Raw genomic sequence first — 26,584 nt, forward strand, 5'->3', positions numbered from 1 at the left:
GTTTTCCTTGCCATAACCTTAGTCCAAACGCCTGGGTCCGTGTCATCACGGACATATTGATCTGCAAGTTTTATGAAATTTTTTCATAAAACTTGCAGATTTTTTTTGTCTGGATGTTTGGACTGAATAAGGACCTTATTTGCATATTTCAATCTCCTTTAGCTATGATTGAATAAATTTTCATAAATATTTTCGTTTTAAGCGAAGTGAAAAAGGATACCTAAGGTTATATTACAACCGCTTAATATACACAGTGCAGCAATTCTAATTTTTTTGTTTTGGGTAATTAGTGATATTATAAATAAGAGTATTAGCGTAATAATACCAAGTATCCATGGAAATGTAAAATTGAACATTGCCCCAAGCTCCAATTGATTTAATTTAGGAGTCGTTACTGCTAAAATAAAAGATAGTATAATGCTTAAAATCAGTAAGCATACCTCTAATGCTTTTGGAAGTCTTTTCATTGGTTTTACAGGAAGAGAAAATTATTTTGGTTGAAGGTCATCTAACTAAAAGCTCCAAAGTGCCACAAAATCCCGGAAGGATCGTGCAGGAAACACTCACTGCCCCATTCTTGATGGCGGATGGGCGTAAGCTTTACATTTTGATATCGGCTGGGTAAATCGAGCGCAACCAGTTCATTATAATAACGGTCTACATTATCAACTTGCATAAAAACCATGGTGTTATTAATCCAGTCTTTTACATAAGCATTTTGGAGATAAAAGGCCAGATTACCAGTTTTAAAAACCGACATATGTGCGCTTAAAGTAGTTTCTTCGAAACCCAGGTCACGGTAAAAGCTTCTCGATATTTCAAAATCTTTTGCGCCGATAAAGGGGCGGATGGATGTTGCTTTGTGGTTCATATCGTTATAATTGATTATTAATATTCTTATTCAAGTATAGTTTGCCGGCTAGAATTGATGTGGGAGCAAAAATAAATATAGCCAAAAGCTGTGTCCAATGGCTTCCACTTGCGCTGAAAAGTGAAAATGTTGCAAAGCCGGCAATAATTATAGCTAAAACATAATTCAGATTTAGATTACTGGTTTTGGCAATCAGCCCTAATACGTAACCGCTTAAGGCAGCAAAGCAAGTTCCATAAAGTAGTGTAAGCAGCTTGAAAAACATTGATGCATCGGCATGTGGTTTTTGCCCTGATAATTTGAAAAGCAAAAGTGACGATATAACAAAAATAGCATAGCCAGCTAAAACGGCTAAAATTTTTCTGATCATGTAAAAAAGGTTTAACGAATATAAGCCTAAATATGCCTGGAGATTTAATTCACATTAAAAAGTAAACAAATTAAACCTTTATTATAAATCTGCAGTCAATAGAATGATTTTAAATAAATCCGATTATTTTTGAAAAACTTAACATAGGTCAATAACAACAGGTAATCGGTTGATCTATATTTGTATCAAATTAAAAAACCAGAAAAATGAAATTAAAAATCTCTTCAATCTTTTTATTAGCAGCAGTTGTGGCTTTGTCAGCTTTTAAAAACCCTACTAAACCAGTTACCTATACTGTAGATGCAGCAAAATCGACCATTACTTGGGTTGGTAAAAAAGTAACAGGTTCTCACAACGGAACAATCGCTTTACAATCAGGTTCACTTGCTGTAAACGGTAAAAGTGTAACAGGTGGTACTTTCACCATCGATATGAACTCGATTAAAGATGCTGATGGCAGCGCAAAATTAGAAGGTCACTTAAAAGCAGACGATTTCTTCGGTGTTGCTAAATTCCCAACTTCAACTTTTGTAATTACTAAAGTAGCTGGTAGCGGTGCTAATGTAACTGTTTCAGGTAACTTAACCATTAAAGGTATTACTAAGCCATTAAGTTTCCCTGCAACTGTAACACTTAATGCTGATGGTACTGCTTCTGCTTTAGCTGGTAAAATCGTGGTAGACAGAACTAAATATGACATCAAATATGGTTCTAAGTCATTCTTTGATAGCATTGGCGACAAAGCAATCAACGATGAGTTTGAATTAGCTGTGAAATTAGTAGCTAAAAAATAAGTTCCTTTAGTTTCGGAAAAAAAATAGAGCCCTGGCAATTGCCGGGGCTTTTTGTTTTACCACCAAAGACAGTGAGTTTTACACAGAGAATACTGTGGTATTATTGCTTTATGTGCTCTGTGCCTCTCTTTGTGTGCTTTGTGGTTAAAAAATAAGAGATTCTGGTCTGCGCCAGAATGACAGAACAGGAACTTTGCGATTAAAAATTAAGAAAATCTTACCTTATCTTAAATCCACCCTCTATTTCATCTACGAAGCCTGTTGCTGCACTTTTACTGTGGTAAAAAAGACACTCCCAGTTTTCTTCAGCTGCTCTTCTACCAAATTCTTTGCGGAGTTCCATTGCCTTACGACCATCGAAATCGTATTTCGCAATGAAGTTTTTAACCAGTTCTTCCGGTTCAGGTAGTACATCGCCTCCAAAAAATACCTTTTGTTTGCCTTCTGTTAAAAGAAAAATCTGGTGGTTAGGGCAGTGGGCACCCGTAAATTCGTAAGCAATGCTTTCATTAATTGCACCGTCGCCCTCTACAAAAGTTAACTGGGCATTGCGTTGTACAAATTCGAAAATATCAGCATGATACGAGGTTGATGTACTGCTAAATGCAGTTTCCCATTCACCACGGTTAATAATATGCTCCGCATCAGGGAAACTTAGCTCGGTTTTAGTACCCAACTGGTGGATCATACCACCCGAGTGATCGTAATGTAAATGCGACATTAAAACCTTAGTCACATCGGTAGGATCGAAGCCTGCATTTCTGATGTTTTTATGTAAAATGAGTTCGCCGTGATCGTCGCTAAACCCCAAACCCGTATCGAAAAGGACCAGGTCGTTTTTAAGTTCAACCAAAAAAGGTTGTACGTTGATAAACAGCGAGGCGGGTCTGTCTTTAAAATGGTGGATGGCAGGATCGAATGGCACAAATTTTTTTGTTGCATCAACTGAATAGGTGCCTTCGTAAAGGGTGTGGACTTGCAAAATGTAAATCTTTAATGTTTCTACAAAGGTAACAATCTAAATAACAGTATTTGTTTTAGTAAAAGCTTGGATACTTCCTTTTTTTGTAAAATATGATTGCTAAATTTCAGGCAAATTATTCTTTATGAGCATCCGTGTTTTGATTTTATTGCTGGTTTTTGGCTTTTCTAACCGTTTATTTGCCCAGCAGCGTCCAAATGTAATTATCGTGCTGGCCGATGATATGGGTTATGCTGATATTTCGTGCTACGGAAGCCCACTGATTAAAACACCTTTTTTAGATGGGATGGCAGCAAAAGGAATAAAGGCAACCAATTTTGTAACTACTTCACCAACCTGTACCCCTTCGAGGGCATCGTTATTAACCGGAAGGTATTGCAGCCGGATGGATTTGCCGAGGCCAATAGGACCAGGTGAAAAAGCCGGAATGCCTGAAGACGAAATTACCATTGCACAAATGCTAAAACAATCTGGCTATGTAACTGCATTAGTTGGTAAATGGCACTTGGGCGATCATGGTGTTTCGTTGCCTAACAAAAAAGGTTTTGACGAGTTTTATGGTTTGTTATATAGTCACGATTACCGGGCACCTTATGTAAAAACCGATACCACCATTAAAATTTTCAGAAATACCAAACCCGAAATTTATAAACCGCACGATAGTATTTTAACCAGTTCTTACACACGCGAGTCGATTAATTTCATTAAGAAAAATGCAGCAGCTAAAAAGCCATTTTTTCTTTACCTGGCTCAGAATATGCCGCATTTACCGGTTGCCTTTGCTGCACAGAAAAGCCGCAAAACACCATCAGCAGGTGGTGAGCTGGGCGATGTGATTGAGGATATGGATGCTGGTTTGGCGCAAATCTGGAAACAGGTAGTAGCATCAGGACAGGCCGACAATACGATTTTTATTTTTACCAGCGATAATGGCCCATGGATTAATGCACCATCAAGAATGTACCAGGATGGTTTTACCAAATTTTACCATGTAGGTTCGGCTGGTGTTTTCAGGGGATCGAAAGGCATTTCTTACGAGGCTGGTCATCGGGTACCATTTATTGTATATTGGAAAGGCCATACGCTTACCGATACGCAATTAACAAAACCGATTTCGAATTTAGACGTTTTTCCTACGCTGGCCGATTGGACCAAAAGTAAACTTCCGCAACGGGTATATGATGGCGAATCTATTTCTGCTTTGCTAACCACTAAAAATTACAATAAGCCCCATCGTCCGATTTACTACCACAATTACGTTTTAGAAGGTGTAAAAGATGGAGATTGGAAATTGAGGATTACCAAAAACGATAATAAAGAACTAACGGAGTTGTATAATCTTTCATGGGATCCCGCTGAGCGTGTTAATCTGGCCGATGATGCGAAATATGCAGCTCAAAAAGAATATTTATTGAAACTTTACCAGGAATATCCGGGGAATTCGAAATAAGATATTATAATAATTTCTCCCGCAGATTTAAGGGATTGAAACACAGATATCATTAATGTAAGGCATTAATATTTTAAATCTGTGTTTTTTTGCGCCATCAGCGGGAAATAAGATACTGTGCTACTGTCTTTAAGTTTCTCCCGCAGATTTAAGGGATTGAAACACAGATATCATTAATGTAAGGCATTAATATTTTAAATCTGTGTTTTTTTGCGCCATCAGCGGGAAATAAGATACTGTGCTACTGTCTTTAAGTTTCTCCCACAGATTTAAGGGATTGAAGCACAGATATTATTGATGCAAGGCATTATTGTTTATAAATCTGCGTCTCTTTCTGTTTAATCAGTGGGAAATAATGAATCAGATAGTATTAGTTGCCGTACTCTTAAAGAGGTATCACACTACATTGGTGAGGTGAAAACTATTACTATGTAATGATTGCTGCCGTCGTATCCAATTAAAATGTATATTTACTGTTCGGAAACAGAATAAATGGAAAAAAGATGGGTGCTTGCGTCAAATTGTGATGATGCTACTATAACTACGATTGCAGAACAACTGAATATAGATCGCTCGTTGGCGCAGATATTGGTACAACGGAATATTTGCGATTTCGATCAGGCAAAAGATTTCTTCCGACCGGATTTAGACCATCTGCATAATCCTTTCATAATGAAGGATATGGATGCTGCAATATCCAGGATAGAAACTGCTCTGGCTACTCACGAAAAAATCCTGATTTATGGCGATTACGATGTAGATGGTACCACTTCGGTAGCATTAGCCTTCAGTTTCTTTTCTCAGTTAACTTCAAATATTGAATATTATATTCCAGATCGTTACCTGGAAGGGTATGGCATTTCTACTACTGGTATAGACTATGCCAGTGAAAATGGATTTACTTTAATTATTGCGCTCGATTGTGGGATAAAATCAATTGATAAAATTGATTATGCCAATACTTTAGGTATCGATTTTATTATTTGCGATCACCATTTACCTGGAGATGAATTACCTAAAGCCGTTGCTGTTTTAGATCCCAAACGATCAGATTGTGCATATCCTTTTAAAGAGCTTGCCGGCTGCGGTATTGGTTTCAAACTAGCGCAGGCATATGCACAAAAACACCAATTGCCTAAAGAAACGTATCTACGGTATCTAGATCTGGTGATGGTGAGTATCGCAGCGGATATTGTGCCCGTTGTTGGCGAGAACCGGATTTTAGCGCATTATGGTTTAAAAAAGTTAAACACCAATCCCTGCGAAGGCTTACGGGCTTTAATGGAAGTTTCGGGCAAGACCGAGAATTATACCATTACCGATGTTGTTTTTACGCTCGGGCCGCGGATTAATGCTGCGGGTAGGATCGATCATGCAAAACATGCAGTGGCTATGCTGCTTTGCCAGGTAGACGGAAATGCTTCAGAACAGAGCGAGCTGATTAATCTTAAAAATACAGAGCGTAAAACCTACGACCAGGACATTACCCGCGAAGCTCTGGCTTTAATTGGTGATAGTGAAATTCTGATTAACAAAAAAACCACTGTTGTATTTAATGAAAACTGGCACAAAGGTGTGATTGGGATTGTAGCCTCACGTTTAACTGAAAAATATTACCGTCCAACCATTGTGCTTACCAAATCAAACGGTCATGTTGCTGGTTCATGTCGTTCGGTAGTGGGTTTCGATTTATACGAAGCCTTGAGTGGCTGTGCAGACTTACTGGATCAGTACGGTGGTCATAAATTTGCAGCGGGTTTAACCATGCAGGAGCATAATGTTGGTGCTTTTGCGGATAAATTTGAAGAAATTGTATCAGCCAGCATTACTGAAGAGTTGCTAACCCCAATGATTAAGATCGATGCAGGAATAGAACTGGCACAGATTGATGGCAAATTTTACCGGGTTTTGGCACAAATGGGGCCATTTGGCCCCGAAAATATGGCGCCTATTTTTGTTACCCATGGGGTATACCTGGCACAACATGCCATGGCAGTTGGTGCAAATCACTTAAAAATTAATATAAAACAACAAAATTCGCCTATTTTTGAGGGCATCGCATTTGGGTTGGGAGAATTTCAAAACCTCCTGGAGCCAAGAGCTCCTTTCTCCATATGCTATACCATTGAAGAAAATGTATGGCGCGAGAAGAGGCGTTTGCAATTGAATATTAAAGGAATAAAAGTTAATTAAACAAAATCGTTATCCTGTCCCGATTTTATCATCGGGATCAGGATCTCTTGAGTGAGATGCTGAATCAAGTTCAGCAAGACGGAGTGGATCGATATATGATACTAAGAGCCGAAAATCTGGTTAAAAAATATAAACAGCGTACTGTTGTAAACAATGTTTCGTTCAATGTAAACCAAGGCGAGATTGTTGGTTTGCTGGGACCTAACGGAGCGGGTAAAACCACTTCCTTTTATATGATTGTAGGGTTAATTAAACCTAACGAAGGACGTATTTTTTTAGAAGAAGAAGATATTACCGAAGATCCAATGTACCGCAGGGCGCAGAAAGGAATTGGTTATCTGGCTCAGGAAGCTTCGGTTTTTAGGAAACTTACTGTAGAAGATAATATTCTTGCCATTTTGGAAATGAGCGACATGAGCAAGGAAGAACAGAAAGATAAACTCGAAGAGCTGATTAACGAGTTTAGCTTGCATAAAGTGCGCAAAAACCGTGGCGATTTATTGTCGGGAGGTGAGCGTCGCCGTACCGAAATTGCACGTGCTTTAGCAGCTAACCCCAATTTCATTTTACTCGATGAGCCCTTTGCCGGGGTAGACCCTATTGCGGTAGAAGAAATCCAGGGTATCGTGGCTAAGCTGAAACACAAAAATATCGGCATTCTGATAACCGACCACAACGTACAGGAAACCCTTTCTATTACTGACAGGGCTTACCTGCTTTTTGAAGGAAAAATTTTAGAGCAAGGCGTACCTGAGGTACTGGCCGAAAATGAAATGGTACGAAAAGTATATCTGGGATCGAATTTCGTATTAAAACGCAAGAAATTTGATGTTTAATCCACAGGTTGCTGATAGAATATTGTTAATCAAAACAAATTTTAATTTCGGGTGTTGCCTAAACTTTATGCTGAAACGAATTACTGTAAACCAGGGTGCTGTAAATAAAAGAATGTACATAGATGTAGAAACTTTTGATAAGATGATGTTCATTAATTTTAACCTTTAAGATGGCAATTGTAAATTCGATTTTTACCTGGTTAATGAAAAAGCGGATCCACCAGATCGAGCTTTTTATGAAATATCCACACGATGTTCAGGAAGAATGGTTCCACACGCTGGTTGATAGTGCCGAAAACACCGAATGGGGCAAACTGTACGATTACAAGACCATTTTAACCGTACAGCAATATCAGGAACGCGTTCCCATCCAAAATTACGATACTTTAAAGCCCTACATTGAGCGTATGTTGAATGGTGAGCAGAATATCCTTTGGCCGTCAGATATCAAGTGGTTTGCTAAATCATCAGGTACTACCAGCGACAGGAGCAAATTTATTCCTGTTTCGGAAGAAAGCCTTGAAGAATGCCATTTCAAAGGTGGTAAAGACATGCTTTCTATTTATTGCAATAACCGGCCCGATAACCAGATGTTTACCGGTAAGAGTTTGGTTTTAGGCGGAAGCCATCAGGTAAACCAATTAAACGAAGATTGCTTTTACGGCGATTTATCGGCAGTGCTGATTAAAAATCTGCCAATATGGGCCGAGTTTTACCGCACCCCAGATATGTCTATCGCTTTGATGGACAATTATGAAATAAAAATGGATAGGATGGCTGAGGCCACTATCAACGAAAATGTAACCAGTATTTCGGGAGTACCTACCTGGACCATCGTACTGGCCAAAAAAGTACTCGAACTAACAGGCAAAAGCAATTTACTAGAAGTTTGGCCCAATCTCGAAGTATATATTCACGGTGCGGTAAACTTTGCGCCTTACCGCGAACAGTTTAAACAACTCATCCCTTCTCCTGATATGTATTATCTGGAGACCTATAATGCCTCAGAAGGATTTTTTGGTATCCAGGATCAGGACGATTCAGATGAAATGCTGCTGATGCTGGATTATGGTATTTTCTACGAATTTGTGCCCATGGAGCATATTGGTGAAGAGAATCCTAAAGCATTGGTGCTGGGCGAAGTGGAGTTGCATAAAAACTATGCAATTGTAATTTCTACCAACGGAGGTTTATGGCGCTATATGATTGGCGACACCATTCAGTTTACCTCGCTGGCACCCTACCGCATTAAAATTACTGGCCGTACCAAACACTTCATTAATGCATTTGGCGAAGAGGTGATTATCGATAATGCCGAACAAGCCTTAACCAAAGCCTGCCAGGAAACCGGCGCCGAGATTAAAGATTATACTGCGGGACCAATTTATTTTAAAGGAGAGAAGGCAGGTGGTCACGAATGGATTATTGAGTTTGATAAACAACCTAACGATTTTGAAAAGTTTGTAGACATTATGGATCAAACGCTGCGCGAAGTAAATTCTGATTACGATGCCAAGCGCTTTAAGGATATGGCACTCTGCCGGCCTAAAGTACACAACGCACCGGTCCACACGTTCTACAACTGGTTAAAGGCAAAGGACAAGCTGGGTGGACAACACAAAGTACCGCGACTGGCTAACGAGAGGAAGTATGTTGATGATATTTTGGAGATGATGAAAAATGCTTAAATTCAATAAAAGATAAAAACATCTGGCATTTAGATTGTTTCATCAAATGAGCCGATACAATATGATGCTTTTGGCCGTTAATTTATAATACATCCAGCATGAAATTGAACAGGCAAAAAATATTAGATTTCTTTAAAAAATCTGAGGGCAAGGCAACGGTGATCTTGAATGATAAAACCAGGGCCAGCAAAACAATTAAGGATGCACTGGGCAAAGCTGTAACCAATAAAGGCGATTTAGAAGGCATTTGGGCTAAGCTGGTGCTGTTGTTTGCCGTTGCAAAAGATTATGTAAACGGTAGCTATACCGAAATTCCGAAACGATCGATCGTTGCCATTTTAGGTGGCCTGGTTTATTTTTTGTCGCCCGTTGATGTGATCCCGGATTTTATACCCGCTTTAGGTTTTATTGATGATATATACATCTTAAACCTGGTGTACAGGCAGGTGCTTAAAGACCTCGAAAAGTATAAGGCCTGGAAAGATGCACAGGCAAAAATAATAGATGTATATGGCTCAACCAGATAAAAGTTTTTTAGATTGGTTAGGCGAACATCTTTTTAGCTGCCCTTTTAAAGCTTATTTTGGTGTCGATTGCCCTGGTTGTGGTTTACAGCGGTCGGTTGTTGCCTTGCTTAAAGGAAATTTCATCGATTCTTTTAAATTTTATCCCGCAACCCTTCCTTTAATTTTTGTATTGCTTTTTACACTTGTTCACCTAAAACTCGACTTTAAATTTGGTGCACAGTTGATTAAAATCGTTTTTGCAGGTGTTGCAGTAATTATCTTAATCAATTACATTTACAAAATATACAATCACCAACTACTAAGTTAAACACATACTCATGTCAGAAGAACAGGAAAACCCTCAGGAAAATAAACCTATCGATCTTTCAAAGAAAGAGGAACCGATTATAGAGCCAATAAATGAGGGGCCGGTAAGTCCACCACCATTTCAACAACCGCCGCCGTTTCAGCAGCCGCCTCCATTTGGGCAGTTTGGCGGAGGGTTTGGTCAGCAAAATTTACCTAATGCCACTGCGGCACTCGTTTTAGGTATTATTGCGCTACCAGCTTGCTGCTTTTATGGCATATTTGGGCTTATTTTCGGTGTTATTGCCTGGGTTTTAGGAGGTGGGGATGTTAAAAAATACCAGCTTAACCCTACACTTTATACCGAATCATCCTATAAAAATGCCAAAGCTGGAAAGATTTGCGGTATGATTGCTACAATTTTGAGTTTATTGTTTATTGTATTTGTTGTTTTAATTGTGGCAGGTGCCATTACGCATCCCGAAGCATACGACAGATTTTTTAAAGGACTAAATTAAGCGGCTATTTAATTTTACCTTAAAAATATAAACTGGATGGTGCATGCCATCTGATTTTCTTATTTTTGTAGCGTTCAAATTGTAAATCATAAACTCACGATAATGTATCCAGAATATTTAGTAGAACCAATGCGTAAGGAATTAACCAACGTAGGTTTTCAGGAATTAAAAAATGCAGCAGATGTAGATCAGGCCATTAAAGGCGAAGGAACTGTATTGGTTGTTGTAAACTCGGTTTGTGGTTGCGCGGCAGCAAATGCACGCCCGGCAGCGAGAGCAGCAGCAGCACACGAAAAACACCCCGATAAATTGGTTACCGTTTTTGCAGGTATGGAAAAAGAAGCTGTAGATCAGGCCAGAAACTATATGATGCCTTTCCCACCGTCATCGCCAGCTATGGCTTTGTTTAAAGATGGTAAATTGGTACACATGATCGAGCGCCATCAAATTGAAGGTAGACCAGCACAAATGATCGCTGATAACCTGATTGGTGCTTTCGAACAATATTGTTAAGAAAAGATTACGCAGATATTTAGATTACACTGATTAATGTTATACTAATCAGTGTAATCTCCTTAAATACCCAAAATCTGTGCTATAAATCGGTGTTGTTAAAAGTCTTTATTGAGCAGTTTCTCCAGCTCTCCGAACGAAACGTTCATTCTTACCCGACCTTGTTTAGCATACGAAATTTCTCCAGTCTCTTCCGAAATAATTACCGCAACAGCATCCGTAGTTTCAGAAACTCCAATACCTGCCCTGTGTCTTAAACCGAATTGCGAAGGCAACTGATCGTTATCAGTTAAAGGGAGGATACAACTCGCACTTTTAATCTTGTTTTCCGAAATAACCACAGCACCATCGTGCAGAGGGCTGTTTTTCTGGAAAATACTTTCGAGCAGGCGCTTAGATATTTTGGCATCGACCAGTTCACAGCTATTGGCAAAAAACTGTTCGTCGTAAAATTTAACAAACACAATCAGCGCGCCTGTCCTGGTTTTTTTCATGCTTTTGCAGGCATCAATAATCGGCTTTATTCGCGTTAAATTATTTCGCTCAATTTCTTTCCGGCCAAATAAATAACCCCACCAGGCCTTGTTTTTTTGTAGAAAGGCATTTTTACCAATGAGTAACAGAAAGCGCCTGATTTCGGGGTGAAAAATAACGATCAGGGCAATGATACCCACACTCATAAATTTCTCTATGATGGTGGTGAGCAGTTTCATGTTTAACGCATCTACTACCCGGTAAAAAATGGCAATGATGAGCATACCCACCAGCAGGTTTACGGCCAGGGTATTGCGGATCAGTGTATACACATAATAAATTAACAGTGCCACCAGCACAATATCTACCACATCGGTGATGGTAAATTTTACAAAGTCGAAATCCAATCCTTTCATTATGGGCAAGATAGTAAAACAGTTATAGAGAATTCGTCACCCTGAATTTATTTCAGGATCTCTAATTCATAAAGATACTGAACCAAGTTCAGTATGACGTTACGTTTATTTTTGTAATCAAAAAATAATAATCTAAGCTTAACCTAACATCCCCACCAACCTCACACACTCCACAGCTTCCTTAACATCATGTACCCTTAAAATCCCTGCGCCTTTTTGCAGTGCAATCGTGTTCAGTACCGAAGTTCCGTTTAAGGCTTCGGGTGCAGTAGTACCCAGTGTTTTATAAATCATTCCCTTGCGCGAGAAACCTACCAATATTGGCAGTTTAAAAATCTGGAAAGCCTCCATTTGGTTCAGCAATTCATAGTTATGGGCAATGGTTTTTCCGAAGCCAAAACCGGGGTCTATGATAACATCGTGGACATGCAACGCCTTCAGCTTGGCTAGTTTTTTAGCCAGGTAATCTACCACATCCAGGAGTACATTTTCGTAAACTGGGTTTTGTTGCATATTTTGTGGCGTTCCCTGCATGTGCATAATCATGTAAGGTACCTGCATTCTGGCAACCGTTTCGAACATCAGCTCATCCATATCACCCGAGGCGATATCGTTAACAATATGTGCACCCGCCAGTATAGTTGCTTCGGCTACTTTGGCTCTGAAAGTATCGATTGAAAAAATAGCTTCTGGAAATGCTGTCGATAGGCTGCTCACAACAGGCACGAGTCTATCTATCTCTTCTGCTTCCGAAATATCCTTCGCACCCGGTCTGGATGAATAACCACCAATATCGATAAATGTTGCGCCTTCGGTCAGGTGTTTTTCTGTTTTGGTTAAGGCCTCATCTATAGATTTTGTTCTGCTGTCGCTGTAAAAAGAATCGGGTGTGATGTTGAGAATTCCCATCACCTTCGGACTACTTAAATCAATAAGCTGACCTTTTATATTTAAGCTTTGTTTGGGCTCAAAAAAGTTTTTTTCTGCCATAATAAACCCTTTCGGGATTTGGGTTTCGCTTTAAAAATGTATCTTTAGCTTTTGTTTTTTCACGACAAAAATACACTAAAAACTAAATAAATATTGGCTTTGGCACAAACAAATACGGCTACAGAATTTGATGAGGTGATTGCAGTTTGCAGATCATTATTTTTAAAGAAAACGAAAGATTACGGCACGGCCTGGCGCATATTAAGACCAAGTTCGATCACCGATCAGATTTTTATCAAAGCTCAGCGCATTCGTACTTTAGAAGAAAAAAAAGTGAGCAAAGTGGGAGAGGGTGTCATATCCGAATACATTGGGATTGTTAACTATTGTGTTATTGCCATGATGCAGCTCGAACTTACAGATAACGATCCGAACGAAATGCCTTTCGAAACGGTTGAAAATTTGTTTGAAGAAAAAATTACTGAAACCAGGGATTTAATGTTTGCCAAAAACCACGATTATGGTGAGGCTTGGCGTGATATGCGTATCAGCTCGCTTACCGATCTGATTTTGATGAAAATTTTCAGGGTAAAACAAATCGAAGATAACGAAGGACAAACCCTGGCATCCGAAGGCGTAAAGGCAAATTACCAGGACATGCTGAACTACTCGGTTTTCGCCCTGATTAAACTGAGTGTTAAATAAATTTTTGCCACGAAATAGCCATTTAAATATTATAAAACGACTGAAAAACAGATTATACCGATGCAAAACGTACTTTTAAGATTCTCCAGATTTTTTGTTGGCGCTTTATTTATATTTTCTGGCTTAATCAAAGCCAACGATCCGCTTGGTTTTGGCTATAAATTGCAGGAGTATTTCGAAGTTTTTCACATGGGTTTCCTCAACGGAATGGCTACCGGTATAGCCATTTTATTGTGTACTCTCGAAATTGTTTTAGGCGCCTTGTTGCTGCTGGGTTTCTGGAGCAAAAAAGTAGCCTGGGGATTATTGTTGTTAATCATTTTCTTCACCCTGTTAACCTTTATTTCTGCCGCATTTAAAGTAGTAACAAGCTGCGGTTGTTTTGGCGATGCCATTCCGCTTACCCCTTGGCAATCGTTTACCAAAGATCTGATTTTGCTGGTGTTGATCATGATCATTTTCGCGAAAAAGGAATTAATTCAACCTTTATTTAAAAAGGAAGCCACTCAGCGCAATATCGCTTTAGCGGTAACGGTAGTTTCTTTAGGCTTTGGCTTATATACCTACAATGTGTTGCCTGTTATCGATTTCTTGCCTTATAAAGTTGGTGCGCATATTCCTTCATTAATGGTCATCCCTCCGGGAGAGAAGCCAGATGAGTTCGAAATCATGTACCACCTTAAAAATAAGAAAACCAATGCAGAGCAGGATATGAGTGATAAAGCTTATCTCAAAACCGAAATCTGGAAAGATAACAATTGGGAAATTATTGGTGAGCCTACGAAAAGGCTGGTAAAGAAAGGTTATGAGCCTAAAATCAAAGATTTAGTAATTACCGATGCTTCGGGAACCGATTATACTAAAGAATTGATTGAAAACCCTTATTACAGTTTGATTTTTGTGGCTTACGATTTGAAGAATACGAACGAAAGTGCAATTGGTAAATTAAATGCCATCGCGATAAATGCCACACAACAATTCAACATTCGTACGGTTTTGTTAACCTCCAATTCAGCACAGGATGCAGAAGTATTTATCAAAAAGAATAACCTGTTTTCGGAAGTTTTTTATGCTGATGCAGTACCGCTGAAAAGTATGGTAAGGGCTAATCCGGGTGTTTTGTTGTTGAAAAACGGAGTGGTTATCAATAAATGGCATTACCACAATGTGCCAACTTTTGACCAATTGAGCCGGAAATACTTCGATAAATAAACATGATTGGCTATGCACTAAAAAAACTGATGTACGGATTGCTGGTAATGGCCGGCGTTATACTCGTTGTTTTTGTGCTTTTTAATATCCTGCCCGGCGATCCTGCCCGAATGACGATGGGGCAGCGGGCTGATGTACAATCGCTCGAAGCGGTACGTAAAGAGTTTGGTTTAGACCGCTCAAAACCCGTTCAGTTTGTTTTATACCTGAATGATTTATCGCCGCTTAGTGTGCTCGATAATGATAGTACCACGCAGCAGAAATATCATTACTCGAAATTAATCAGCTTTAATAAAAAGGCTTTGGTGGTTAAATGGCCTTATTTGCGCAGTTCATACCAAACCAGGCGCGATGTAACTGCAATTTTGGCTGAAACCGTTCCCAATACCTTTATACTGGCGCTTACAGCAATGATTTTTGCTACGCTGATAGGTGTGTTTTTAGGAGTGCTGTCGGCAGTTTATAAAGATTCGTGGATTGATAAATCAGCCAATGCATTTGCAATTTTGGGTATTTCGGCCCCTTCGTTTTTTGCGGGGATTATTATCGCCTGGCTTTTTGGTTTTGTGCTGAGCAATTACACTGGTTTGAAAATGAGTGGGAGTTTATATTCTTACGATCCTTTTAACGGGGAAGTGCTTACCTTGAGAAATTTATGGCTACCTATGATTACATTGGGCTTGAGGCCGCTGGCCATTATTGTGCAGCTTACCCGAAGTGCTATGCTCGATGTACTGGCACAGGATTACATCAGAACAGCAAGGGCAAAGGGCTTAAGCAGGAACAAAATTATTTACAAGCACGCCTTAAAAAATGCCTTAAATCCGGTAATAACCGCTATTTCTGGCTGGTTTGCTTCTTTACTTGCCGGTTCTTTTTTTGTAGAATATATTTTTGGCTACAACGGACTGGGCAGAACAACGGTAACGGCATTAGAAATGTCAGATTTCCCGGTAGTAATGGGATCGATATTATTTATTGCCTTTGTTTTCGTTGCAATTAATATATTGGTCGATATTTTGTACGCCTATATCGACCCGAGAGTGAAACTGGCGTAATGAAGAAATAAATATAGCATGAGTAATACGAACGATATAAACAGTGGAAATGTAACATCTCTTTCCGGGATCTTTTTTTTGGTAGGATACATGGGATGTGGTAAAAGTACCAAAGCCAAGCAACTGGCGCACCGTTTAAATTGTCCGGTAATTGATCTGGATGCTGAAATTGTTGCCAAAACAGGAAAAACAATTGCCGAATATTTCGGTGAGTTTGGCGAAAGTGGCTTTAGGGATTATGAAAGTGAGCTGCTTAAAACTTTCGATTATCCGGAAACCTGCGTGGTAGCCACAGGTGGTGGTTTACCCTGTTTCTTCGATAATATGGACTGGATGAATGCGCACGGCGAAACCGTTTATCTGCAAATGGAACCCGCTGCATTGGTATCGCGATTGCACAACCGCCAGAAACGACCTTTAATTAAAGATTTAGATGACGAACAGCTTTTAGTGTTTATAAAAGAAAAACTTCAGGAACGCGATCCATTTTATACCCAGGCAAAATTAATTGTTGACGCCTTTGATCTGGATGGCGAAAAACTGGAAGCGGCGTTACTAGCCAAGGTTTAACCCATCTTGCTACTTATCCATAAATAATACTTACTACTAAATACTTGATACTGCTTTAATTGATACTACTTTAATCAACACAATCACTCACAATTTTAGCCGATAGCAAAGCCAGGGGGATCCCTCCGCCGGGATGAACACTACCACCGCAAAAGAATAGATTTTTAACCTTCGAACTGAAATTAGGGTGTCTGAGAAAAGCAGCAAATTGATTGTTTGAGCTATTCCCGTACAATGAACCCTGATAAGAACCAGTTTTGCTTTCAATGCTCCGGGGATCTAAAACCTGTTCGCAAATAATATCTTTCTCAATGTTCCGGTTTAAAATACGGCTGATTTTTTGGATGATATTGGCTTTTGCTTCCTGTATAAGTTGATCCCAGTCTTGGCCATTATTCGCAGGGACATTAATCATGACAAACCAATTTTCGCTATCTAAAGGGGCATCAGTATGAAGGTGTTTACTGCTGATGTTGATGTAAACCGTTGGGTCGCAGCTAATGGTTTTATTCTTCCAGATGGCATTAAATTCTTTTTGGTAATCTGCAGCAAACAAGATATTGTGTAAGCCCAAATCGTTGTAATTGCCGTTCATGCCCCAATAAAAAATTAAAGCGGAGCTACTGCGTTCCTGGTTGAGTAGTTTTTTCGGGTGTAGTATGCCTTTAAGCAGGTTTTTATAGGTGAACCAGATATCCAGATTGGAGACCACTAGGTCAGCAGGGTGGATTTTATCCTTAACCATTATCCCTTTTATTTTCGGTTTACGGCTACCCGAATGCAGGATTTCTTCTGCCTTTTGGTTGTAATGAAATTGAACACCCAGTTCTTCTGCCAGTTTAACTAGACCACTTACAATACCATACATCCCATTTTTAGGGAGAAAGGCTCCAAAATGATACTCGAAATGTGGAATCACGTTTAAAGTTGCGGGAGCTTGATACGGGTCGGAACCATTGTAGGTAGCATAGCGGTTAAAGAGTTGTGCTATACGATGATCCTTAAAGAATTTGTTGTTGGCCTTTTGCTGCGTTCTGAAAGCATCAATTTGTCCAAACCTGAAAACTGATTTTAGCGTATCCCAATGGAGGTAACTTTTCAATTTGTGCAGGGTTCGTTCTAAAAACACTTTGTGGGTTACATCATAAATGGTAGCGCTTGTTTTTAAGAATTTTTCAACTTCCGATGCGGTAGATTGAGTTTTTGCTTCAATTTCTTGTGCAAATGTATTCAAATCAGCCTTTGCAGTCAACCTTAATCCGTCTTCGTAAAAGTAACGGCAAATTTCTTTTAACCGGATGTATTCAAAATAATCGTTTGGGTTCTTGCCAGCAAGTTGGAAAAGTTCATCCACATATTGCGGCATGGTAAACAGGCTGGGGCCAGCATCAAATCTAAAGCCACTCATGCTGATCTCTGCCAGTTTACCACCAGGTTCTGAGCCAGCTTCAAAAACACTTACCTCGTATCCTTTTACACTTAGGCGGATAGCTGATGCAATTCCCGCAATTCCGGCACCGATAACGATTGCTTTTGGTTTAGACATTAATCTATTTCAACTCCTCTAAATATACCTTCGTCTGTTTTTCAATCTCGCCTGTTGCAAATTTAATTGCCGAACCTACTCTTGTCGTTTGTGGTTTTACCGCCATTTTATTGATTGTAGCGAGCGCATCAGTGTACCACTTGCTCCAAACTTCAATAATATGCTTTTCTTCAGCTATGGGTTTACCTGTGGCTACTGCCTTTTTACTCAAATCGAATTCTGTTTTTAGGCGAATCAAAGCATCAGCTTTAACCTGAGTAACCGTAGCTGTGGCCGTATTTTCATCAGCAGAAATTAAGGTGTAGGCTGCAGTTAAACCGCTTATGCCTACATTTTTCATTTCCGTTGGTGAAACTTTATCAATCCTGTCGTTATCAGTGTGGTAAAAAACATCTGTAAAGTGCCACATTAACAAACCGGGGATTTTATTCTGCAAAAATGGAGTGTGGTCACTTCCACCCTCAAACGGATTGTAATTCACGGTCCAATTGGCAAATTTTCCCTGCGTTTTACAGATATCGAAAATGAAATCGTTAAAATAATGCGGAAAAAGATCTTTTTCGGCGACGTCGCCTGCTCCCCATTCGGTATGTTTATCAGTGCCTCTGGTCCAGATGGCCGATGGATCGGGCATTTTTTCTATTAAGAAAGAGCCGCCTGTCTTTTTGGTGTTTTCACCAACCATATCCAGACTCATTCCCCACATAATGCCCTTTGCGCGGGTAGTGTCTTCAGTAATGTATCTTCGGGTCGAAACAATCTCATCGCCCCACAAAAAAGTTAAACTGCGCTTAGGGTTTATTTTTTTTGTTCGGTACAATTCAGCTGTTAAGCGGGCCATTTCGGCTAAAGTGCCCACGCCACTGGCATTATCATTGGCTCCGGGTTCTTGTACGTGTGCGCTAAAAACAAAGCGTTCATCGGGACTAATACTTCCTCTCACATTGGCTACAATGGTTAATTCTTCTGATGGATAAATTTTGGTCTGGATATTTACTTTTAACTGTGTTACTCCTTTTAAACAAGCGGCCTTTAATTTTTCTTTGGCAGCATAGGATAAAAGTAATGTCCATACTTCACTATTCGCTTTCATACTGCCAAACTGAATGGAGGTTTGGTGGACTTCGGGTTGCGTGTATTTAGGCATAGCATACCCCAGTACTCCAATTGCCCCTGCTTTAGCTGCGGCCTGAAGCAAGCGTGAAGGGTGCCCTTCTGAAAAAAGGATTTTCCCTTTCAGATCCATTTTTTCAAGGTCAGCGGTATTTGCTTTGTCCAGATAAACCACCTGAGCAGTAACGCCGCCGGCTGGAGTTGAACTGCAATTGATTGGAATCATATTGCGGTTGGTTTCAAAAGAAATCAAAGGCTTTTCTTCGCCAACAATTGCAATGCTGGCATCAACAGGCTCCCAGGTATTGTTTTTCATCGCCCGTTTTTCGATGCGATAAGTTAAAGGTGCTTCAAATTCGTTTTGTTGCTGGGCCACAAAACCTGCTTTTTTCAATATACTTTCTACCTGATGAATGCTCGCATTGAACCCTGTATTACCGGGCACACGAAAGTACTTTTCTACAAAAGCAGTTGTTTCGTAAGCATTTTGTGCGTTGAAACCAGTACGGGTTAGTTTAAAATATTCATCTGTTGAGTTTTGTGCGTAAGTAGCCAGTCCCGCAAAAAGCAGTGTAAAAAGTATCTTCGTTTTCATAAGCGTTTATAAAAGCGAAAGATACTAAGAATATTTAAGCTAACTTAAGCGTAGCGCTTACCAGTTTTGCGTTTCATTTCCGCGTCAGCCGATAATGGTCCCGAGCCTACCACCCAAAACATAATGAGTAGGAATAAAACCAGTACCGAGAACCATAGTTCTGAGTTAGGAGAAGAGAAACCTGGAGTAAGATTAACGAAAAATACAGCAAACAGCAGAATCGGAATCTGGATGACCACAGCAAAGCGGGTTACCAGGCCCAGTGTAATTAAAACACCGCCAACCAGGTGAGCAAATGCTACCACATGTATGGCCATGCTGATTAACATACTGGAGAAACCAAAAATGTTGTTTTGTGTAATCATGTTTTGGAGCACAGAAGTGTCGCTAACAAAAGAAACACCTTTTCCAAAAATAACAAGGCCAAGGACAATGCGAAGATAATCCAGCCATTTCGAATGATGAACATCGCCCCAATGTTCAATTTTACGGATAACGTTCATAACGAACCTCCATTTTTATGTGAATGATACTTTAAGTTACGGAATTATATCTGATTATCAAATAAAGAATTGAAAATCAGCAGATGAGAAGTTGAAGGAAGAATAAATACAAGGTTTAACCTTTTGATGTAAAATTAACAAAAACTTAAACTATACTGTTTTGGTTTTCGGTCTGAATTTTGTATTATTGTTAAAGTTGAAAGGTTTTTTATCATGAGCAAAGAAATACTCGAATTTTCTGTACAGGTAGATGAAAAATTTGACCTGAAATTTAATTGGCTGGATGGTTTCTGGGGAGCCGCATTTAAATTTTTTGGAAAATAGTTTCTAATATCAAAAATATGCTGAATCAGTTATTATAAACTGAGCGGAAAAATATTGCCCGATCTTTCTTTCCAACTATTTATACTCATTCCAACTTTAGCTTTCAGCTTAGCTCTTTAACCTTTGGACTTTCCTCTTTCAGCTTTTAGCCTTATCTTTGCAAAATAATGAGTAGAAGAAAACCTGGTACGGTAACTATAGTTCCAAACGTACAAATAATCGATATTGCCGAAGAGGGAAAAGGTGTTGGTAAAGCCGATGAATTGGTGATTTTTGTTGATAAAGCAGTTCCCGGCGATGTGGTGGATGTGCGCTTAACAAAAAAGAAAAAGAATTTCGCTGAGGCGATAATTGAGCAACTCCATGAAAAATCTGATTTACGTACCGATCCGTTTTGCGCTCATTTTGGTACTTGTGGCGGTTGCAAATGGCAACACATGGGCTACGAATCTCAGTTGAAATTTAAACAGAAAAATGTAGAGGCTGCCTTGCAGCGCCTTGGTAAAATAGATACTTCGCATACTGAGCCTATTTTAGGCTCGGCAAAAGACCGCTATTACCGCAATAAATTGGAGTTTACTTTTTCGAACAAACGCTGGTTAGAAAAAACCGATGTAGAACGCGATGAAGATTTTGATATGAATGCCCTTGGTTTTCACGTGCCGTTGCGCTTTGATAAGATTTTAGATATAGAGCATTGCTATTTGCAGGCCGAACCTTCAAACACTATCAGAAATGCCGTACGTAAATATGCCTTGGATAACAGATTATCATTTTACGATCTGCGTAATCATGAAGGTGTACTGCGTAACCTCATTATCCGTACTTCTTCTACTGGTGAGGTAATGGTAGCCGTAGTGTTTGCTTATCCTGAACAGGAACAGGTAGATGGTTTGATGAATTTCCTTAAAGCTAAATTTCCGCAGATTACCTCGTTGTTATATATTGTTAACCAAAAGAAAAACGATACCATTTTCGATCAGGATGTGGTGGTATTTGCAGGCCGCGATCATATTTTTGAAGAGATGGACGGCATCCGCTTTAAAATCGGAGTAAAATCTTTTTATCAAACCAATTCTGAGCAAGCTTTCGAATTGTATAAAATTACCCGGGATTTTGCAGAATTTAAAGGCGACGAGCTAGTGTACGATTTATATACCGGTGCTGGAACCATTGCCAATTTTGTGGCCAAAAATGTAAAGCAGGTGGTAGGGGTAGAGTACGTGCCAACAGCTATTGAAGATGCTAAATTCAATTCGGAGTTAAACGGAATTGATAACACAATCTTTTATGCCGGAGATATGAAAGATATCCTTACCGCAGAGTTTATTGCAAGCCATGGTAAGCCTGATGTGGTAATTACCGATCCGCCAAGAGCCGGTATGCATGCCGATGTAGTGCAGCGCTTGTTGGAAATGGAGGCCGAAAAAATTGTTTATGTGAGCTGTAATGCTGCAACACAGGCCAGAGACCTTGAATTGTTAAATGAAAAATACGATGTGGCGCGTATTAAGCCAGTAGATATGTTCCCACACACGCAGCATGTAGAGAATGTTGTATTGTTAAGATTGAAATAAAAGAATGATAGAATAATTGAATGAGCGTGGGTTGAATGAATTAAGTTGCCTCCAACATTCATTCAACCATTCAAAATTCGATAATTAGTAGGTATGGATAGAGAAGAATTGTTAAGTGCAACACCCGAAGATGGTGGAGCGCCTCAAAAAAAGCAGGAAAGTCCGCTGGTAAGTTTAGAAAAAGACCTGGAACTTTACGCGGATGCAATTAAAGAAGTAGCAATAGAAATTATGGTTGAAGGAATTTCTGCTCACCCAATTTTTATTGCCCACCAGCATGAAGTTAATATTGGTGAATTGATTTTAAATAAAGAAGAACTCAACACTAATTGGACCATCCAGGCTTCTACCTTAGAAGAGTTTGTAGAAAAAGGCATCATTAGCAAAGAAAAAAAAGAACCGTTTTTAAAGGTTTATAAAAAACCAGAAGATTTTATGTGCGTATTCGTGATTGTTCCTGAAGGCGCAAACTTCATTTATTATCCGTACAAGAAAAGATAGTCTGAGTCCCCTGTAGTCTGGGGATAAATATAGAATAACAAAAATTGCAATTACCCATCTGTGTAATCCTGTAATCTGTGCAATCACCTTAAAAAAACAAACGCTGCTTTGTATCCACAAAGCAGCGAGTTATCATTAAACTAAACTAAAATTTTTTAATTCACGTGTCTTACATCTCCGCTTTTAGAGCTTGATGTTTTCTTCAGTGATGCGCTTCCTTTATAATGCACATCGCCACCGCCACTTGCTGATGCTTCTAAACCTTTATTCACGTAAATAGCTACATCCGAACCGCCCGATGCCTGCACTTTGGCATAGTTGGTAATAAAACCGTAAGCATCAATATCACTGCCACCGCTTGATTGAATGGTCATGTTTTCAGCTTTACCTTTTAAATCGATATCGCTACCACCGCTCGATTGGATCGATAAATCGTTACAAACTACATCCAGTTTCAGGTCTGAACCACCTGATGAACGGATGGCAAGTTTATCTGTTTTTAATTGATTTTGGGTAACCACATCCGAACCGCCTGATGCGGCAATTGCATTGAGGCTTTTATAAGTTACATAAGCTTTAATTACGCGGTTTTTAAACAGGCCACCCCAATTAATGCCATCTTTAAACTTGATGTTTACGTTGGCTCCGTTTTGCTCTACTACAATGTTTTTCAGGGTTTCGCTGTCCGACTGGATGCTTACACCTTCATTTCCACCTTGGGTAAGGTATAAATCTATTCCGCTGCTAATGCCAATGCTGTTAAAGTTTTTTACGGCAACATTTTTGGTTTCCTGTGCTTTAGCCATATAGCTGCTCACAATCACAAATAATATGGTTGCAGATTTGGTAAGGGTTTTCATAGTGCTCTTTGTTAAATGATTTTTAAAGCCATCAAACCTGGTTTTATGGTAATGACAGCCTGGGATTTTGTTTTTGGTATTAATAAGACGCAGTTGGAGCCAAAACGTTGCAGCCAATCGAAATTATTTTTCAAATAGTTTGAATTTCATGCTTAAAATCGTTCTTTTTGTATTCAACCTTTTATACAATGGCCGCATCACAATTACTTATCCTAAATAAGAAACAAATTCAGCAAAAGATAGATCGTATCGCTTATCAGATTTTAGAAGATAACCTGAACGAAAAGGAAATTGTACTTGCCGGAATTTGGGATCGTGGCTACAAGCTGGCTTTAAGGTTAGAAAAAGTACTTAAAAAAATCTCCGGCTTTAAAATAACTTTGTTGCGCATCGATCTTCAAAAGGAGAGTAGTAAACTGGTAGCCTCTACTGATTTGGATGAAAGCCATTGGAAAAACAAGGTGATCATTATTGTAGATGATGTACTGAACAGCGGTAAAACTCTGGCTTATGGCTTAGGTGTTTTCTTAAATACCCCCCATAAAAAAATTCGCACCGTGGTTTTAGTTGATCGAAGCCATAAAATATTCCCGATTGCAACCGATTTTGTTGGCCTTGAACTGGCAACCATTTTGAAAGAGCATGTAGATGTAGTGATGGATGTTGAGGGGGAAGAAGACCGGGTGTATTTGAGCTAGGATGTAGGTAAGATTGAAGATGTATAATGGATTATTTTTCATCGTCGAATTATAGCTCTATTAAATAAACCATATTTGCATTTGAGCCCAAATTTTTGCAATTTCCCGAAATGTATCAACCTAGGAAAAATAATCTGATTTTTAGCTTTTTCTCCTGGTACATTCAGTTTATCATTAAAAAAGATTTCTCAGCCTTCCATTTCGATGGAATTGAAACCAAACCCAATGCTTCAATCCTTATTCTGGCCAATCATTTCAGCTGGTGGGATGGATTCTTTATTTTTTATCTCAATAAAAAGCTATTTAAAAAGCAATTTCATGTATTGGTTAATGCCGAGAACTACAATAAAATTGGCTTTTTGAAATATTTGGGAGCTTTTGCTGCGGAGGGCAAGGGTAAAGATGTTTTAGATACACTGAGCTATGCAGGTAAACTTTTAGACGGTGAAAATAATCTGGTACTCGTTTTTCCGCAGGGGAAATTGTATTCTAATCATTTAAAGAATATCAGCTTTGAAAAAGGGGTTATGCAAATGATTAATGCCAGTCAGAAAAAGATGAGTATTATTTTTGTTGCTACCTTTGTCGATTATTTTTCGAAAAGAAAGGCAAGGGCTTATGCTTATCTTCAAAATTGGGAAACAGAAGAATACGTGAGTTTGCAGTTATTAAAAAGTGCGTACAATAAACATTACGATCAATCAGTTATTAAACAAACACAGATTACTGAATGACGATTTTTATTTACGCAGTACTAATTTTTCTGGTCATCAGGTTTTCGGTTACTGTCTTTAATTTCCTATCTAATCCTAAATTATCAAGGGTAATTAAACATTATCAGGATAAGGTTTCCATTTTGATTCCGGCACGCAACGAAGCGGAGAATATAATTGACCTGTTAACTTCCATTCAGGAGCAGGACTATATTCATTATGAAGTAATTGTTTTAGATGACGGTAGTAGCGACAATACTTTTGCACTGGTAGAAGCGTTTTGTACACTTAACCCAAATTTTAGGGTAGTTAAAGGGAAAGAACTCCCAGCAGATTGGCTGGGGAAAAACTTTGCCTGCCATCAGCTTGCCGAAATGGCTACCGGAAAATACCTCTTGTTTATTGATGCTGATGAAACCATTAAGCGCGGACTAATTAACAGCTTAATTGCCCGTATGGAAATAGGAAATCTGGCTTTATTAAGTGTTTTTACCAATCAGATAATGTTATCAATTGGTGAACGGTTAACTGTTCCGTTGATGCATTTCATCTTATTAAATCTGCTGCCTCTGCGTCTGGTTAAACTTTCAAAAAATCCGGCATTTGCTGCAGCCAGCGGTCAATGTATGTTTTTTAATGCCCATAACTATAACGAAAACCAGTGGCACGAACGGGTGAAAAATCAGGTGGTTGAAGATGTAGAAATTATGAAACGCGTTAAACTGGAAAAATTTAATGCCGAAGCACTTTTAGCCAATAGCCTGATCTATTGCAGGATGTACAAAGGACTGAATGAAAGTATAGTCGGTTTTAGTAAAAATTTACTTGCAGGTTTTGGTAATAACATCTTAATCTTATTACTTTACCAGCTTTTGGTAACTATTGGCCCGGTAATTTTAATCTTAAACTTTAACATTACTTTACTGGTATTACCATTAACTTTAATAATTTTAAGTAGAATAATGATTTCCTATTTATCCGGACAGAATGTTTTGATAAATTTGATTTTGCATCCCTTTCAGATGTTGTTCTTCTTGATTATTTCATTGATTTCTATAAAAAAGCATATTTTTAAAACAGGCACATGGAAGGGCAGAACGATCAAAGCGATTTAAAGGTTAAAAGAGTTGCAGTTGTTGTAATTATCATTTTTCATTTGGTTGGTTTGCTCGGTTTTTTAATTCCTGTGGCTCAACCGTATTTCCTTAAGCTCGTTCCTTTCCATTTATTGCTGATGTTTGCCGTAATTGTTTTTGCTTATAATGCCGATGTTAAACGCTTGTTGCTATTTGTATCAGGAGTTTTTCTTTGCGGTTTTATGGTTGAGGTTTTGGGCGTACACACGGGTAAAATATTCGGGAGTTATTATTACGGACCTACACTGGGTTACAAAATTGCTGCAGTACCCTTACTTATGGGGGTAAACTGGGTAATCCTGATTTTTAGTGTAGGGCAGATGATGAAAGCAATAAAGATTAGAAACAGTATACTTGCTTCTGTTACAGGTGCGTTGGTGTTGGTGATTTTCGATTATTTTTTAGAACCTGTAGCTATGAAATTTAACTATTGGCAATGGGACTGGCACGAAATACCGGTTCAGAATTATGTAGCCTGGTTTATCGTTTCGGTTATTTTATTAAAGTTTTACTATGCGTTGGGCTTAAAGCAACAGAAATATTTAGGTACTGCGATGTTTGTGGCACAGTTTATCTTTTTTGTTGTCTTATACATGACAACCGGAACAAATATTTTTGCTTAATTT

The 26,584-nt window shown here is 38.9% G+C and carries 30 protein-coding genes; 20 read left to right on the plus strand and 10 right to left on the minus strand.

The annotated features are described in order from the left end of the window. Positions 1-197: 197 nt before the first annotated feature. Genes G7074_RS13245 through G7074_RS13255 form a run of 3 tightly spaced genes read right to left on the minus strand, consistent with a single transcriptional unit; the run spans position 198 to position 1,241 of the window. Complete coding sequence (locus G7074_RS13245; RefSeq protein WP_124561616.1) at positions 198-467, minus strand: hypothetical protein; 270 nt, start codon at positions 465-467, stop codon at positions 198-200. 41 nt (positions 468-508) lie between these two features. Then, positions 509-871, minus strand: coding sequence for a glyoxalase (locus tag G7074_RS13250; RefSeq protein WP_124561617.1), 363 nt, complete (start codon positions 869-871; stop codon positions 509-511). 4 nt (positions 872-875) lie between these two features. Beyond that, entirely contained in the window at positions 876-1,241 is a 366-nt protein-coding gene (locus G7074_RS13255; RefSeq protein ID WP_166208777.1) for a hypothetical protein, read from the minus strand. Positions 1,242-1,447: 206 nt separating this feature from the next. Here G7074_RS13255 and G7074_RS13260 point away from each other — a divergent pair, with 206 nt between their 5' ends. Next, positions 1,448-2,035, plus strand: a complete 588-nt coding sequence (locus G7074_RS13260) for a YceI family protein (protein WP_124561619.1) — start codon at positions 1,448-1,450, stop codon at positions 2,033-2,035. Between the two features lie 217 nt (positions 2,036-2,252). Here G7074_RS13260 and G7074_RS13265 read toward each other — a convergent pair whose 3' ends face one another. After that, the gene (locus tag G7074_RS13265) at positions 2,253-3,017 is read right to left on the minus strand and encodes an MBL fold metallo-hydrolase (protein WP_199748378.1); all 765 of its coding nucleotides are present in this window, start codon (positions 3,015-3,017) and stop codon (positions 2,253-2,255) included. Positions 3,018-3,141: 124 nt separating this feature from the next. Between G7074_RS13265 and G7074_RS13270 the strand changes: the two genes are divergently transcribed. The 8 genes from G7074_RS13270 (at position 3,142) to G7074_RS13305 (ending at position 11,027) form a co-directional block, all read left to right on the plus strand. Then, positions 3,142-4,467 carry a sulfatase-like hydrolase/transferase gene (locus G7074_RS13270; RefSeq protein WP_124561083.1) on the plus strand — a complete coding sequence of 442 codons (1,326 nt, stop codon included), beginning with the start codon at positions 3,142-3,144 and terminating at the stop codon, positions 4,465-4,467. A gap of 492 nt (positions 4,468-4,959) precedes the next feature. Then, positions 4,960-6,660 (plus strand): single-stranded-DNA-specific exonuclease RecJ, encoded by a 1,701-nt coding sequence (recJ, locus tag G7074_RS13275; protein ID WP_166208780.1) that lies wholly within the window; start codon positions 4,960-4,962, stop codon positions 6,658-6,660. Between the two features lie 95 nt (positions 6,661-6,755). After that, positions 6,756-7,496, plus strand: coding sequence for an LPS export ABC transporter ATP-binding protein (gene lptB, locus G7074_RS13280; RefSeq protein ID WP_124561081.1), 741 nt, complete (start codon positions 6,756-6,758; stop codon positions 7,494-7,496). Between the two features lie 170 nt (positions 7,497-7,666). Further along, positions 7,667-9,184, plus strand: coding sequence for a GH3 auxin-responsive promoter family protein (locus G7074_RS13285; protein WP_124561080.1), 1,518 nt, complete (start codon positions 7,667-7,669; stop codon positions 9,182-9,184). Positions 9,185-9,282: 98 nt separating this feature from the next. Further along, a complete protein-coding gene (locus G7074_RS13290; RefSeq protein WP_166208783.1) occupies positions 9,283-9,711 on the plus strand; it encodes a YkvA family protein in 429 nt (142 codons plus the stop codon). Continuing rightward, complete coding sequence (locus G7074_RS13295) at positions 9,695-10,018, plus strand: DUF2752 domain-containing protein (RefSeq protein WP_233603924.1); 324 nt, start codon at positions 9,695-9,697, stop codon at positions 10,016-10,018. The genes G7074_RS13290 and G7074_RS13295 overlap by 17 nt, the downstream gene beginning before the upstream one ends. Positions 10,019-10,028: 10 nt before the next feature. Beyond that, positions 10,029-10,514: a CCC motif membrane protein gene (locus tag G7074_RS26605; RefSeq protein WP_199748377.1), complete on the plus strand. Its 486-nt coding sequence runs from the start codon at positions 10,029-10,031 to the stop codon at positions 10,512-10,514. A 102-nt stretch (positions 10,515-10,616) separates the two neighbouring features. Next, positions 10,617-11,027, plus strand: a complete 411-nt coding sequence (locus G7074_RS13305) for a BrxA/BrxB family bacilliredoxin (protein WP_025145566.1) — start codon at positions 10,617-10,619, stop codon at positions 11,025-11,027. A gap of 98 nt (positions 11,028-11,125) precedes the next feature. Here the strand turns inward: G7074_RS13305 and cdaA are convergent, their stop codons facing one another. Together cdaA and folP are read right to left on the minus strand one after the other, a co-directional pair. After that, on the minus strand, positions 11,126-11,917 hold the full coding sequence (gene cdaA, locus G7074_RS13310; protein WP_124561077.1) for a diadenylate cyclase CdaA: 792 nt from the start codon (positions 11,915-11,917) through the stop codon (positions 11,126-11,128). A gap of 138 nt (positions 11,918-12,055) precedes the next feature. Continuing rightward, a complete protein-coding gene (gene folP / locus G7074_RS13315; protein ID WP_166208786.1) occupies positions 12,056-12,907 on the minus strand; it encodes a dihydropteroate synthase in 852 nt (283 codons plus the stop codon). A gap of 99 nt (positions 12,908-13,006) precedes the next feature. Here folP and G7074_RS13320 point away from each other — a divergent pair, with 99 nt between their 5' ends. The 4 genes from G7074_RS13320 to G7074_RS13335 are packed head-to-tail and all read left to right on the plus strand — an operon-like array spanning position 13,007 to position 16,392. Next, the gene (locus tag G7074_RS13320; RefSeq protein ID WP_124561075.1) at positions 13,007-13,552 is read left to right on the plus strand and encodes a DUF1599 domain-containing protein; all 546 of its coding nucleotides are present in this window, start codon (positions 13,007-13,009) and stop codon (positions 13,550-13,552) included. Between the two features lie 60 nt (positions 13,553-13,612). Beyond that, a complete protein-coding gene (locus tag G7074_RS13325; RefSeq protein WP_166208789.1) occupies positions 13,613-14,764 on the plus strand; it encodes a BT_3928 family protein in 1,152 nt (383 codons plus the stop codon). 2 nt (positions 14,765-14,766) lie between these two features. Then, positions 14,767-15,822: an ABC transporter permease gene (locus tag G7074_RS13330; RefSeq protein WP_166208791.1), complete on the plus strand. Its 1,056-nt coding sequence runs from the start codon at positions 14,767-14,769 to the stop codon at positions 15,820-15,822. A gap of 18 nt (positions 15,823-15,840) precedes the next feature. Beyond that, positions 15,841-16,392, plus strand: a complete 552-nt coding sequence (locus G7074_RS13335; RefSeq protein ID WP_124561072.1) for a shikimate kinase — start codon at positions 15,841-15,843, stop codon at positions 16,390-16,392. 70 nt (positions 16,393-16,462) lie between these two features. Here the strand turns inward: G7074_RS13335 and crtD are convergent, their stop codons facing one another. From crtD to G7074_RS13350, 3 genes are read right to left on the minus strand one after another with little or no spacing between them, the layout of a single operon-like run. Then, entirely contained in the window at positions 16,463-17,938 is a 1,476-nt protein-coding gene (gene crtD / locus G7074_RS13340) for a 1-hydroxycarotenoid 3,4-desaturase CrtD (RefSeq protein WP_124561071.1), read from the minus strand. A 4-nt stretch (positions 17,939-17,942) separates the two neighbouring features. Next, positions 17,943-19,646 carry a M28 family peptidase gene (locus G7074_RS13345; protein ID WP_166208794.1) on the minus strand — a complete coding sequence of 568 codons (1,704 nt, stop codon included), beginning with the start codon at positions 19,644-19,646 and terminating at the stop codon, positions 17,943-17,945. A gap of 44 nt (positions 19,647-19,690) precedes the next feature. Then, entirely contained in the window at positions 19,691-20,149 is a 459-nt protein-coding gene (locus tag G7074_RS13350) for a DoxX family protein (protein WP_039480698.1), read from the minus strand. A gap of 213 nt (positions 20,150-20,362) precedes the next feature. On the opposite strand from G7074_RS13350, the gene G7074_RS13355 reads away from it, so the two are divergent. From G7074_RS13355 to G7074_RS13365, 3 genes are all read left to right on the plus strand, one after another. Further along, entirely contained in the window at positions 20,363-20,473 is a 111-nt protein-coding gene (locus G7074_RS13355) for a hypothetical protein (RefSeq protein ID WP_025145553.1), read from the plus strand. A 167-nt stretch (positions 20,474-20,640) separates the two neighbouring features. Continuing rightward, positions 20,641-22,050 carry a 23S rRNA (uracil(1939)-C(5))-methyltransferase RlmD gene (gene rlmD / locus G7074_RS13360; RefSeq protein WP_124561069.1) on the plus strand — a complete coding sequence of 470 codons (1,410 nt, stop codon included), beginning with the start codon at positions 20,641-20,643 and terminating at the stop codon, positions 22,048-22,050. Between the two features lie 93 nt (positions 22,051-22,143). Further along, positions 22,144-22,551, plus strand: a complete 408-nt coding sequence (locus tag G7074_RS13365) for a hypothetical protein (RefSeq protein ID WP_124561068.1) — start codon at positions 22,144-22,146, stop codon at positions 22,549-22,551. A 155-nt stretch (positions 22,552-22,706) separates the two neighbouring features. Here the strand turns inward: G7074_RS13365 and G7074_RS13370 are convergent, their stop codons facing one another. Further along, positions 22,707-23,411 (minus strand): head GIN domain-containing protein, encoded by a 705-nt coding sequence (locus G7074_RS13370; RefSeq protein ID WP_124561067.1) that lies wholly within the window; start codon positions 23,409-23,411, stop codon positions 22,707-22,709. 188 nt (positions 23,412-23,599) lie between these two features. Here G7074_RS13370 and G7074_RS13375 point away from each other — a divergent pair, with 188 nt between their 5' ends. The 4 genes from G7074_RS13375 (at position 23,600) to G7074_RS13390 (ending at position 26,581) form a co-directional block, all read left to right on the plus strand. Then, positions 23,600-24,109 carry a phosphoribosyltransferase family protein gene (locus tag G7074_RS13375; protein ID WP_124561066.1) on the plus strand — a complete coding sequence of 170 codons (510 nt, stop codon included), beginning with the start codon at positions 23,600-23,602 and terminating at the stop codon, positions 24,107-24,109. Between the two features lie 110 nt (positions 24,110-24,219). Next, complete coding sequence (locus tag G7074_RS13380; protein WP_124561065.1) at positions 24,220-24,843, plus strand: 1-acyl-sn-glycerol-3-phosphate acyltransferase; 624 nt, start codon at positions 24,220-24,222, stop codon at positions 24,841-24,843. Further along, the gene (locus G7074_RS13385; RefSeq protein ID WP_124561064.1) at positions 24,840-25,937 is read left to right on the plus strand and encodes a glycosyltransferase family 2 protein; all 1,098 of its coding nucleotides are present in this window, start codon (positions 24,840-24,842) and stop codon (positions 25,935-25,937) included. Before G7074_RS13380 ends, G7074_RS13385 begins: the two co-directional genes overlap by 4 nt. After that, positions 25,907-26,581: a carotenoid biosynthesis protein gene (locus G7074_RS13390; RefSeq protein WP_124561063.1), complete on the plus strand. Its 675-nt coding sequence runs from the start codon at positions 25,907-25,909 to the stop codon at positions 26,579-26,581. The genes G7074_RS13385 and G7074_RS13390 overlap by 31 nt, the downstream gene beginning before the upstream one ends. Positions 26,582-26,584 lie beyond the last annotated feature (3 nt).

Origin of the sequence: Pedobacter sp. HDW13, assembly GCF_011303555.1 — a bacterium.
Classification (GTDB): Bacteria; Bacteroidota; Bacteroidia; order Sphingobacteriales; family Sphingobacteriaceae; genus Pedobacter.

Bases quoted from the DNA above. Each gene is read 5' to 3' on its own strand.
- G7074_RS13270 (WP_124561083.1), top strand. From the start codon at position 3,142: ATGAGCATCCGTGTTTTGATTTTATTGCTGGTTTTTGGCTTTTCTAAC.
- G7074_RS13335 (WP_124561072.1), top strand. From the start codon at position 15,841: ATGAGTAATACGAACGATATAAACAGTGGAAATGTAACATCTCTTTCC.
- G7074_RS13385 (WP_124561064.1), top strand. From the start codon at position 24,840: ATGACGATTTTTATTTACGCAGTACTAATTTTTCTGGTCATCAGGTTT.
- G7074_RS13325 (WP_166208789.1), top strand. From the start codon at position 13,613: ATGCAAAACGTACTTTTAAGATTCTCCAGATTTTTTGTTGGCGCTTTA.
- G7074_RS13390 (WP_124561063.1), top strand. From the start codon at position 25,907: ATGGAAGGGCAGAACGATCAAAGCGATTTAAAGGTTAAAAGAGTTGCA.
- G7074_RS13245 (WP_124561616.1), bottom strand. From the start codon at position 467: ATGAAAAGACTTCCAAAAGCATTAGAGGTATGCTTACTGATTTTAAGC.
- G7074_RS13370 (WP_124561067.1), bottom strand. From the start codon at position 23,411: ATGAAAACCCTTACCAAATCTGCAACCATATTATTTGTGATTGTGAGC.
- G7074_RS13295 (WP_233603924.1), top strand. From the start codon at position 9,695: ATGGCTCAACCAGATAAAAGTTTTTTAGATTGGTTAGGCGAACATCTT.
- G7074_RS13255 (WP_166208777.1), bottom strand. From the start codon at position 1,241: ATGATCAGAAAAATTTTAGCCGTTTTAGCTGGCTATGCTATTTTTGTT.
- G7074_RS13330 (WP_166208791.1), top strand. From the start codon at position 14,767: ATGATTGGCTATGCACTAAAAAAACTGATGTACGGATTGCTGGTAATG.
- crtD (WP_124561071.1), bottom strand. From the start codon at position 17,938: ATGTCTAAACCAAAAGCAATCGTTATCGGTGCCGGAATTGCGGGAATT.
- G7074_RS13305 (WP_025145566.1), top strand. From the start codon at position 10,617: ATGTATCCAGAATATTTAGTAGAACCAATGCGTAAGGAATTAACCAAC.
- recJ (WP_166208780.1), top strand. From the start codon at position 4,960: ATGGAAAAAAGATGGGTGCTTGCGTCAAATTGTGATGATGCTACTATA.
- rlmD (WP_124561069.1), top strand. From the start codon at position 20,641: ATGAGTAGAAGAAAACCTGGTACGGTAACTATAGTTCCAAACGTACAA.
- G7074_RS13380 (WP_124561065.1), top strand. From the start codon at position 24,220: ATGTATCAACCTAGGAAAAATAATCTGATTTTTAGCTTTTTCTCCTGG.
- G7074_RS13365 (WP_124561068.1), top strand. From the start codon at position 22,144: ATGGATAGAGAAGAATTGTTAAGTGCAACACCCGAAGATGGTGGAGCG.
- G7074_RS13345 (WP_166208794.1), bottom strand. From the start codon at position 19,646: ATGAAAACGAAGATACTTTTTACACTGCTTTTTGCGGGACTGGCTACT.
- G7074_RS13355 (WP_025145553.1), top strand. From the start codon at position 20,363: ATGAGCAAAGAAATACTCGAATTTTCTGTACAGGTAGATGAAAAATTT.
- folP (WP_166208786.1), bottom strand. From the start codon at position 12,907: ATGGCAGAAAAAAACTTTTTTGAGCCCAAACAAAGCTTAAATATAAAA.
- G7074_RS13350 (WP_039480698.1), bottom strand. From the start codon at position 20,149: ATGAACGTTATCCGTAAAATTGAACATTGGGGCGATGTTCATCATTCG.
- cdaA (WP_124561077.1), bottom strand. From the start codon at position 11,917: ATGAAAGGATTGGATTTCGACTTTGTAAAATTTACCATCACCGATGTG.
- G7074_RS13285 (WP_124561080.1), top strand. From the start codon at position 7,667: ATGGCAATTGTAAATTCGATTTTTACCTGGTTAATGAAAAAGCGGATC.
- G7074_RS13375 (WP_124561066.1), top strand. From the start codon at position 23,600: ATGGCCGCATCACAATTACTTATCCTAAATAAGAAACAAATTCAGCAA.
- G7074_RS13250 (WP_124561617.1), bottom strand. From the start codon at position 871: ATGAACCACAAAGCAACATCCATCCGCCCCTTTATCGGCGCAAAAGAT.
- G7074_RS13260 (WP_124561619.1), top strand. From the start codon at position 1,448: ATGAAATTAAAAATCTCTTCAATCTTTTTATTAGCAGCAGTTGTGGCT.
- G7074_RS13290 (WP_166208783.1), top strand. From the start codon at position 9,283: ATGAAATTGAACAGGCAAAAAATATTAGATTTCTTTAAAAAATCTGAG.
- G7074_RS26605 (WP_199748377.1), top strand. From the start codon at position 10,029: ATGTCAGAAGAACAGGAAAACCCTCAGGAAAATAAACCTATCGATCTT.
- lptB (WP_124561081.1), top strand. From the start codon at position 6,756: ATGATACTAAGAGCCGAAAATCTGGTTAAAAAATATAAACAGCGTACT.